Raw genomic sequence first — 8,432 nt, forward strand, 5'->3', positions numbered from 1 at the left:
TAATCGCGGCCCATGAATCCCCTGCTCTCCCGCCTGCAGCCCTACCCCTTCGAACGGCTGCGCCGGCTCTTCGCGGGCGTCACGCCCAACCCCGACCTGCGTCCCATCAGCCTGGGCATCGGCGAGCCCAAACACGCCACGCCGCAGATGCTCAAGGACGCGCTGGCCGCCGCGCTGGACACCGGCCTGACCGGTTACCCCGCCACCGCCGGCGAACCCGCCCTGCGCCAGGCCTGCGCCGCCTGGATGCAGCGCCGCTATGGCGTCCCCGTCGACGCCGCCACCCAGGTGCTGCCGGTGAACGGTTCGCGCGAGGCCCTGTTCTCGTTTGCACAGACGGTACTGGACGCCTCAAAGCCCGGCGCCACGCTGGCCTTTCCCAATCCGTTCTACCAGATCTACGAAGGTGCGGCCCTGCTCGGCGGCGCCCAGCCCTTCTACGTACCCAGCGTGCCGGCGCGCAACTTCGCGGTGGACTGGGACAGCGTGCCCGACGAGGTCTGGGCGCGCACGCAGCTGATCTTCGTCTGCTCGCCCGGCAACCCCACCGGCGCCGTGATGCCGCTGGACGAGTGGCAGAAGCTGTTCGAGCTGAGCGACCGCCACGGCTTCGTGATCGCGTCCGACGAGTGCTACAGCGAGATCTATTTCCGCGACGAACCGCCGCTGGGCGGCCTTGAAGCCGCCGTGAAACTGGGCCGTCCGGACTTCAAGAACCTCATGATGTTCACCAGCCTGTCCAAGCGCAGCAACGTGCCCGGCCTGCGCAGCGGCTTCGTGGCGGGGGATGCCGCGCTCATCAAGAGCTTCCTGCTCTACCGCACCTACCACGGCGGCGCCATGAGCCCGGCCGTGCAGGCCGCCAGCGTGGCCGCGTGGGGCGACGAGGAGCATGTGATCGACAACCGCCGCCAGTACCGCGAGAAGTTCGCCGCCGTCACACCCATGCTGGCCGAGGTGCTGGATGTGGCGCTGCCCGACGCGGCCTTCTACCTCTGGGCCGGCGTGCCGGCCTCGTTCGAGGGCAAGGTGGCCGGCCTGAGCGCCGACGAGGCCTTCGCCCGGGAACTGCTGGCTCAATACAATGTGACCGTTTTGCCCGGCAGCTACCTGGCGCGAGCCAGTGGTGGCACCAACCCCGGCGCCGGCCGCGTGCGCATGGCCCTGGTGGCCGAACCCGCCGAATGCCTGGAAGCCGCTGAACGCATCGTGCGCTTCTGCCGCGAACAGTCTCGCTGAACCACCCATTTCAACCCCAACGCCGACCCGTCTCATGACCCAACAACTGCAAACCCTGATCGACAACGCCTGGGAACAGCGCGCCGACTTCTCGCCCGCATCCGCCCCGAAGGAAGTGCTGGACGCGGTCGAGCACGTGATTGCCGAACTCAACAGCGGCAAGCTGCGCGTGGCCACCCGCGAAGGCGTGGGCCAGTGGACGGTGCACCAGTGGATCAAGAAGGCCGTGCTGCTGTCGTTCCGCCTGAAGGACAACGCGGTGATGAAGGCCGGCGACCTGGCTTTCTTCGACAAGGTGCAGACCAAATTCGCCCACCTCTCCGAGGCCGAACTCAAGGCCACCGGCGTGCGCGTGGTGCCCCCGGCCGTGGCCCGCCGCGGCAGCTTCATCGCGTCGGGCGCGATCCTCATGCCCTCCTATGTGAACATCGGCGCCTATGTCGACTCGGGCACCATGGTCGATACCTGGGCCACCGTGGGATCCTGCGCACAGATCGGCAAGAACGTGCACCTCTCCGGCGGCGTCGGCATCGGCGGCGTGCTGGAACCGCTGCAGGCCAACCCGACCGTGATCGAGGACAACTGCTTCATCGGCGCCCGCTCCGAAGTGGTCGAAGGCGTGATCGTGGAAGAGAACTCGGTGCTCGGCATGGGCGTGTACATCGGCCAGAGCACCCCGATCTTTGACCGCGCCACCGGCGAGATCAGCTACGGCCGCGTGCCCTCGGGCTCGGTGGTGGTCAGCGGCAACCTGCCCAAGAAGACCGCCAACGGCGCCGACTACAGCATGTACGCCGCCATCATCGTCAAGCGCGTGGACGCCCAGACGCGCTCGAAGACCAGCATCAACGACTTGCTGCGCGACTGATCTCAACGCCTGACCCGGGAGCCGACATGAGCAGCGGAACGATGGAGCGCATCCTGCGCCTGATGGCCGACAAGAAGGCCTCGGACGTCTACCTGTCGGCCCATGCGCCGGCGATGATCAAGATCAACGGCCAGACCATCCCGATCAACAGCCAGGTGCTGCCGCCCGAGGCGCCGCGCAACCTGCTGTCCGAAATCGTGCCGCCGGCCCGCATCGAGGAACTGGTGGAAACCGGTGAACTCAACATGGCGGTGCCGCTGGACGGCATCGGCAACTTCCGGGTCAGTGCCATGCGTCAGCGCGGCAACTACGCGGTGGTGATCCGTTTTGTTCCGGCGGACGTGCCGTCGCTGGACTCGCTGAACGTGCCCCCGATCCTCAACGAGATCGTGATGGAAAAACGCGGCCTGGTGCTGATGGTCGGTGCCACCGGCGCCGGCAAGTCGACCACGCTGGCGGCCATGATCGACCACCGCAACGAGAACGCCACCGGCCACATCCTCACCATCGAGGAGCCGATCGAGTACATGTACCGCAACAAGCGCTCGGTGATCAACCAGCGCGAGGTCGGCCGGGACACCGCATCGCTGCAGGTCGGCCTGAAGAATGCCCTGCGCCAGGCGCCGGATGTGATCCTGATCGGCGAAATCCGCGACCGCGAGACCATGTCGGCCGCCATTGCCTACGCCCAGTCGGGCCACCTGTGCATGGCCACCTTGCACGCCAACAACAGCTACCAGGCCCTCAACCGGATCCTGAGTTTCTACCCGGTCGAGGTGCGCCCGACGATGCTGGGCGATCTGGCCGCGGCGCTGCGCGCCGTCGTGTCGCAGCGCCTTCTGCGCACCCACACCGGCGGACGGGTGCCTGCGATGGAGGTGCTGCTCAACACCGCCCTGGTGGCCGACCTGATCCAGAAGGGCGACTTCTCGGGGGTGCGCGAGGCGATGGAAAAGTCGCTGGCGGTCGGCTCGCAGAGTTTCGAGCAGGACCTCGCGCGTCTGGTGCTCGACGGCCTGGTCACGCGCAACGAGGCGCTGGTGCATGCCGATTCGCCCAACAACCTGCTCTGGCGTCTGCAGAACGACTTCAACGCCTCCAAGGCCAGCCAGGCGGCGACGCCGTCGGACGACGACCAGAGCGACCAGGCCACCTTCACCGAGTTCACGCTCGACGTCAAATTCTGATGACCGCCACGCTGCGCCTTGCCGAAGAACTGATCGCCCGCCCCTCGGTCACCCCCGATGACGCGGGGTGCCTGGACATCATCGCGGCGCGGCTGCAAACGCTGGGCTTTGCATGCGAGCGCATGGACAGCGGACCGGACGCCTTCCGCGTTGCCAACCTGTGGGCGCGCTGCGGCACCGGTCGGCGCCCCACCCTCGTCTGGGCGGGCCACACCGACGTGGTGCCCACCGGCCCGCTGGACGCCTGGACCAGCGACCCTTTCGTGCCCAGCCACCGCGACGGCAGGCTCTTCGGACGCGGCGCGAGCGACATGAAAACCTCGCTGGCGGCGATGGTGGTGGCCTGCGAACAGTTCCTCGCCGCCACGCCGCGGCCGGCCATCGACATCGCCTTCCTGCTCACCAGCGACGAGGAAGGCCCGGCCAACGACGGCACGGTGGTGGTCTGCAAGGAACTGCAGCGACGCGGTGAACGGCTGGACTGGTGCATCGTGGGCGAACCGACCTCGGTCGAGCGCACCGGCGACATGATCAAGAACGGCCGCCGCGGCACCATGAGCGGCAAGCTCACGGTCAAGGGCATCCAGGGCCACATCGCCTACCCGCAGCTGGCGAAGAACCCCATCCACCTGGTGGCCCCTGCACTGGCCGAACTGGCGGCCACGGTCTGGGACGAAGGCAACGCCTTCTTTCCGCCCACCAGCTGGCAGGTCAGCAACATCCACGGCGGCACCGGCGCGAGCAACGTGATTCCCGGCACCGTGGTCATCGACTTCAACTTCCGCTTCTCCACCGAGTCCACGCCCGAAGGCCTGCAGGGCCGCGTGGCCGAGGTGCTGGCGCGGCATGGTCTGCGGCCAGGCAGCGACTACGACCTCGCGTGGACCCTGGGCGGCCTGCCCTTCCTCACCACGCCAGGCACCCTGGTCGATGCCGTGCGCGCCGCCATCCAGGACGCCACCGGCATCGCGACCGAGCTCTCCACCACCGGCGGCACCAGCGACGGCCGGTTCATCGCGCAAATCTGCCCGCAGGTGGTCGAACTCGGTCCTCCCAACGCCACCATCCACAAGGTCGACGAGCACGTGGCCGTGGCCGACATCGAGCCGCTCACGGCCATCTACCGCGGCGTGCTCGAACGCCTGAACCGCAGCGCGGCGCTGGCCGGCTGAACACCATGACATTGCAGGAACTGCTGGACCGGTCCCAGGACCGGCTGGAGGCCGCCGGCCTCGTCTACGGCCATGGCACCACCAACGCGCGCGACGAAGCGGCCTGGCTGGTGCTTTGGTCGCTGGGCATGCCGCTGGACAGCGATCTGGACGCCATCGGGTGCGAGGAGCTGCAGGCCGCCCAGGTCGGCGAGGCCGAGGCCCTGATCGGGCGTCGGATCGAAACCCGCCAGCCCGCCGCCTACCTCACGCGCGAAGCCTGGCTGCAAGGCGTGCCTTTCTACGTCGACGAACGCGCCATCGTGCCGCGCAGCTTCATTGCCGAGCTGATCGCCGACGGCGGCTTCGACGCCTGGCTCGGTGAGGACACCCGGCAGGTGCTCGACCTGTGCACCGGCAATGGCAGCCTGGCCGTGCTCGCGGCCATGGCCTGGCCCGAGGTGCAGGTAACCGGCGCCGACCTCTCCCCCGAAGCCCTGGCGGTGGCGCGCATCAACGTCGACCGCCACGGGCTGCAGGATCGAGTCCACCTGATCGAGTCCGACGGACTTGCCGCCTGCCCGGGTCCCTGGGACCTGGTGCTGTGCAACCCGCCCTACGTCAACGCCGACAGCATGTCCGCCTTGCCGCCGGAGTTCCGCGCCGAGCCCGAGCTGGCGCTGGCCGGTGGCGCCGACGGCATGGACTTCGTGCGCGCACTGCTGCGCGACCTGCCCCCGCGCCTGTCCCCGCACGGCGTGCTGGTGCTCGAAATCGGCCACGAGCGCCCCTTCTTTGAAGCCGCCTTCCCGCAGCTGGAGGTGGTCTGGCTCTCGACCAGCGCCGGTGACGACCAGGTGCTGCTGCTGACCGCCGACGCCCTGCGCGCCGCCACTTCTCCCGCTTCCGTTTCCCCATGATCACCCTGAAAAACCTGGTCCTTCGTCGCGGCACGAAGGTCCTGCTCGATGGCGCCTCCTGCACCATCAACCCCGGCGAGAAAGTCGGCCTCGTGGGCCGCAACGGCGCCGGCAAATCCAGCCTGTTCCGCCTGCTCGACGGCACGCTGCACGAAGACAAGGGCGACTTCAGCGTGCCCACCCACTGGCGCATGGCCCAGGTGGCGCAGGACATGCCCGAGACCGACATGCCCGCGACACAGTTCGTCATCGAAGGCGACGTGACCCTGCTGGCCGCCCAGCAGGAAGTGACCGCGGCCGAGGCCAGCGACGACGGCGAGCGCATGGCCCACGCCTACATGGCGCTGCACGACGCGGGCGCGCACGATGCGCCGGCGCGGGCGCAGGCCCTGATCCTGGGCCTGGGCTTTCGCAGCGACGAACTGGAGCGCCCGGTCAACAGCTTCTCTGGTGGCTGGCGCATGCGCCTGCAGCTGGCGCGCGCGCTGATGTGCCCGAGCGAGCTGCTGCTGCTCGACGAACCCACCAACCACCTGGACCTGGACGCCTTGGTCTGGCTGGAAGACTGGCTCAAGCGTTACCAGGGCACGCTGCTGGTGATCTCCCACGACCGCGAATTCCTCGACGCGGTCACCGATGTCACCGTGCACATCGAACGCGCCCTGCTGACCCGCTACGGCGGCAACTACAGCCGCTTCGAGGACATGCGCGCCGAGCAGATGGCGCTGCAGGCCACGGCCTACGCCCGCCAGCAGGAGAAGATGGCACACCTGCAGAAGTTCATCGACCGCTTCAAGGCCAAAGCCAGCAAGGCCAAGCAGGCGCAGAGCCGGGTCAAGGCGCTGGAGCGCATGGAGAAGATCGGCCCGGTGCTGGCCGAGGCGGAGTTCAACTTCGAGTTCGCCGAACCGCAGAACCTGCCCAACCCCATGCTGGCCATGCACGACGTGAGCTTCGGCTACCCGCCGGCGGTGGACGGCGGCGACCCGATCACCATCGTGCGCGGCGTCAGCAAGTCGGTGCTGGCCGGCCAGCGCATCGGCATCCTGGGCGCCAACGGCCAGGGCAAGTCCACCGTGGTCAAGACCATCGCGCGCGACCTGGCCGCGATCAGCGGCGAGATCATCGAGGGCAAGGGCCTGAACATCGGCTACTTCGCGCAGCAGGAACTGGACGTGCTGCGCCCGGCCGACACGCCGCTGGAGCACATGATCCGACTGGTCAAGGACTGCACGGCACAAGGCCGCCTGAGTGGCCAGGCCACGCGCGAGCAGGACCTGCGCAGCTTCCTGGGCGGGTTCAATTTCAGCGGCGACATGGTCAAGCAGGCCGTGGGCAGCATGAGCGGCGGCGAGAAGGCGCGCCTGGTGCTGTGCATGATCGTCTGGCAGCGCCCAAACCTGCTGCTGCTGGACGAACCGACCAACCACCTGGACTTGGCCACGCGCGAGGCGCTGTCGGTCGCGCTCAACGAGTTCGAAGGCACGGTGATGCTGGTCAGCCACGACCGGGCCCTGCTGCGCGCGGTGTGCGACGAGTTCTGGCTGGTCTCGCGGGGCGGCATCGCCCCGTTCGACGGCGACCTCGACGACTACCAGCGCTACCTGCTGGACGTGGCCAAGCAGGCCCGCGAGGCGCGCCGGCAGGAGGCGCGGGCAGAGACTGCACCGGCCCCAGCACCGGTGGTGGCGTCAGCCCCCGCCCCGGCCGTGGCCGCCGCACCGGCGCCCAGCAGCGCCGAACAGCGCAAGCTCGATGCACAGAAGCGCCAGCAACTGGCCGAGCGCCTGCGACCGCTGAAGAAATCGCTGGAACAGGCGGAGAAACGTCTCGCCGCGCTGACCCAGGACAAGCAGCGGCTGGAAGACACCCTGAGCCAGCCGGCCACGCCCGCAGCCCTGGCCGACGCCGGTCGGCAGCTCAAGGCGGTGAACGACGAGATCGAGACGGTCGAGGCGCGGTGGCTTGAACTGACCGAAGCGATTGAAGCGGCGAACTCTGTCGCCTGAAGGCTGCTGCGGGATGACGTCCTGCACACACCGGGCGACGGCGCCAGGTACAGGCTGCGCCATCGAAAGAATGGCGCTACAGTGACCGACACCCAGAGGCCTGTCTCTGCGTTCTGAAAGGAGCCTTTCGCATGATGTCCATTCTCGGCACCCTGTTCATCGGCCTGATCGCAGGCCTCGTCGCACGCATGCTCAAGCCCGGCGATGACAGCATGGGCTGGATCATGACGGCCCTGCTCGGCGTCGCCGGCTCGTTTCTGGCCAGCTACGCAGGCGCCGCCCTGGGGCTCTATGCGCCGGGTCAACCGGCGGGATTCGTCGCTTCCGTCGTCGGCGCCATCGTGCTGCTGGCGCTCTACGGCCTGCTCAAGAAGAAGGCCTGAGCGCAGGCGCCCGGTCGAGAGCGAAGGCCGCGACCGCAAAGACTCCGCTCCTGCGGCGGATCGTGGTCATTGCACCCGGAACACCTGCACCGTGCGGGTCAGCACAGTGGCTTGGTCTTTGAGGCTCTGGGCCGCTGCTGCACTTTCCTCGACCAGCGCGGCGTTCTGCTGCGTCATCTGATCCAGCTGCGCCACCGCCACGTTCACTTGGCCGATGCCGTCGCTCTGTTCGCCCGCGGCCGCACTGATCTCACCGATGATGTCGGTCACCCGCTGCACGCTGGCCACCACCTCGCCCATGGTCTGGCCCGCGTCGCCCACCAGACGGCTGCCGGTCTCGACCCTGTCCACGCTGGCGCTGATCAGCCCCTTGATTTCCTTGGCCGCCTCGGCGCTGCGTTGCGCCAGGCTGCGCACCTCGGCCGCCACCACCGCAAAGCCGCGGCCCTGCTCGCCGGCCCGAGCCGCTTCCACCGCCGCATTGAGTGCCAGGATGTTGGTCTGGAAGGCGATGCCATCGATCACGCCGATGATGTCGTTGATCTTCTGGCTGCTGCGGTGAATCTCCTGCATGGTGTGCACCACCTGGTCGACCACCTGACCACCACGCACCGCGATCTCCGAGGCGCTGGCGGCCAGCTGGTTGGCCTGGCGGGCCGCATCGGCGCTGTTCTT

General features: G+C 68.3%; 8 protein-coding genes. 7 read left to right on the top strand and 1 reads right to left on the bottom strand.

Annotation, left to right across the window (positions count from 1 at the left end):
• The first annotated feature begins 12 nt into the window (after positions 1–12).
• The 7 genes from dapC to HPS01S_RS19980 all read left to right on the top strand — a co-directional run bounded on the left by dapC (position 13) and on the right by HPS01S_RS19980 (position 7,757).
• A complete protein-coding gene (gene dapC / locus HPS01S_RS19950; RefSeq protein WP_066160359.1) occupies positions 13–1,239 on the top strand; it encodes a succinyldiaminopimelate transaminase in 1,227 nt (408 codons plus the stop codon).
• Between the two features lie 34 nt (positions 1,240–1,273).
• Positions 1,274–2,107, top strand: a complete 834-nt coding sequence (dapD, locus tag HPS01S_RS19955) for a 2,3,4,5-tetrahydropyridine-2,6-dicarboxylate N-succinyltransferase (protein WP_066160362.1) — start codon at positions 1,274–1,276, stop codon at positions 2,105–2,107.
• A 26-nt stretch (positions 2,108–2,133) separates the two neighbouring features.
• On the top strand, positions 2,134–3,294 hold the full coding sequence (locus HPS01S_RS19960; RefSeq protein ID WP_066160364.1) for a PilT/PilU family type 4a pilus ATPase: 1,161 nt from the start codon (positions 2,134–2,136) through the stop codon (positions 3,292–3,294).
• Positions 3,294–4,466, top strand: a complete 1,173-nt coding sequence (gene dapE / locus HPS01S_RS19965; RefSeq protein ID WP_066160370.1) for a succinyl-diaminopimelate desuccinylase — start codon at positions 3,294–3,296, stop codon at positions 4,464–4,466. The genes HPS01S_RS19960 and dapE overlap by 1 nt, the downstream gene beginning before the upstream one ends.
• Before the next feature lie 5 nt (positions 4,467–4,471).
• Positions 4,472–5,365 (top strand): 50S ribosomal protein L3 N(5)-glutamine methyltransferase, encoded by an 894-nt coding sequence (gene prmB / locus HPS01S_RS19970; RefSeq protein WP_066160374.1) that lies wholly within the window; start codon positions 4,472–4,474, stop codon positions 5,363–5,365.
• Positions 5,362–7,374 (top strand): ABC-F family ATP-binding cassette domain-containing protein, encoded by a 2,013-nt coding sequence (locus HPS01S_RS19975; protein ID WP_066160377.1) that lies wholly within the window; start codon positions 5,362–5,364, stop codon positions 7,372–7,374. The genes prmB and HPS01S_RS19975 overlap by 4 nt, the downstream gene beginning before the upstream one ends.
• A 131-nt stretch (positions 7,375–7,505) precedes the next feature.
• Entirely contained in the window at positions 7,506–7,757 is a 252-nt protein-coding gene (locus HPS01S_RS19980) for a GlsB/YeaQ/YmgE family stress response membrane protein (RefSeq protein WP_206610671.1), read from the top strand.
• A gap of 66 nt (positions 7,758–7,823) precedes the next feature.
• Here HPS01S_RS19980 and HPS01S_RS19985 read toward each other — a convergent pair.
• A partial coding sequence (locus HPS01S_RS19985; RefSeq protein ID WP_255284267.1) for a methyl-accepting chemotaxis protein occupies positions 7,824–8,432 on the bottom strand: 609 nt, incomplete at its 5' end.

Source organism: Hydrogenophaga pseudoflava NBRC 102511, from assembly GCF_001592285.1.
Classification (GTDB): domain Bacteria; phylum Pseudomonadota; class Gammaproteobacteria; order Burkholderiales; family Burkholderiaceae_C; genus Hydrogenophaga; species Hydrogenophaga pseudoflava.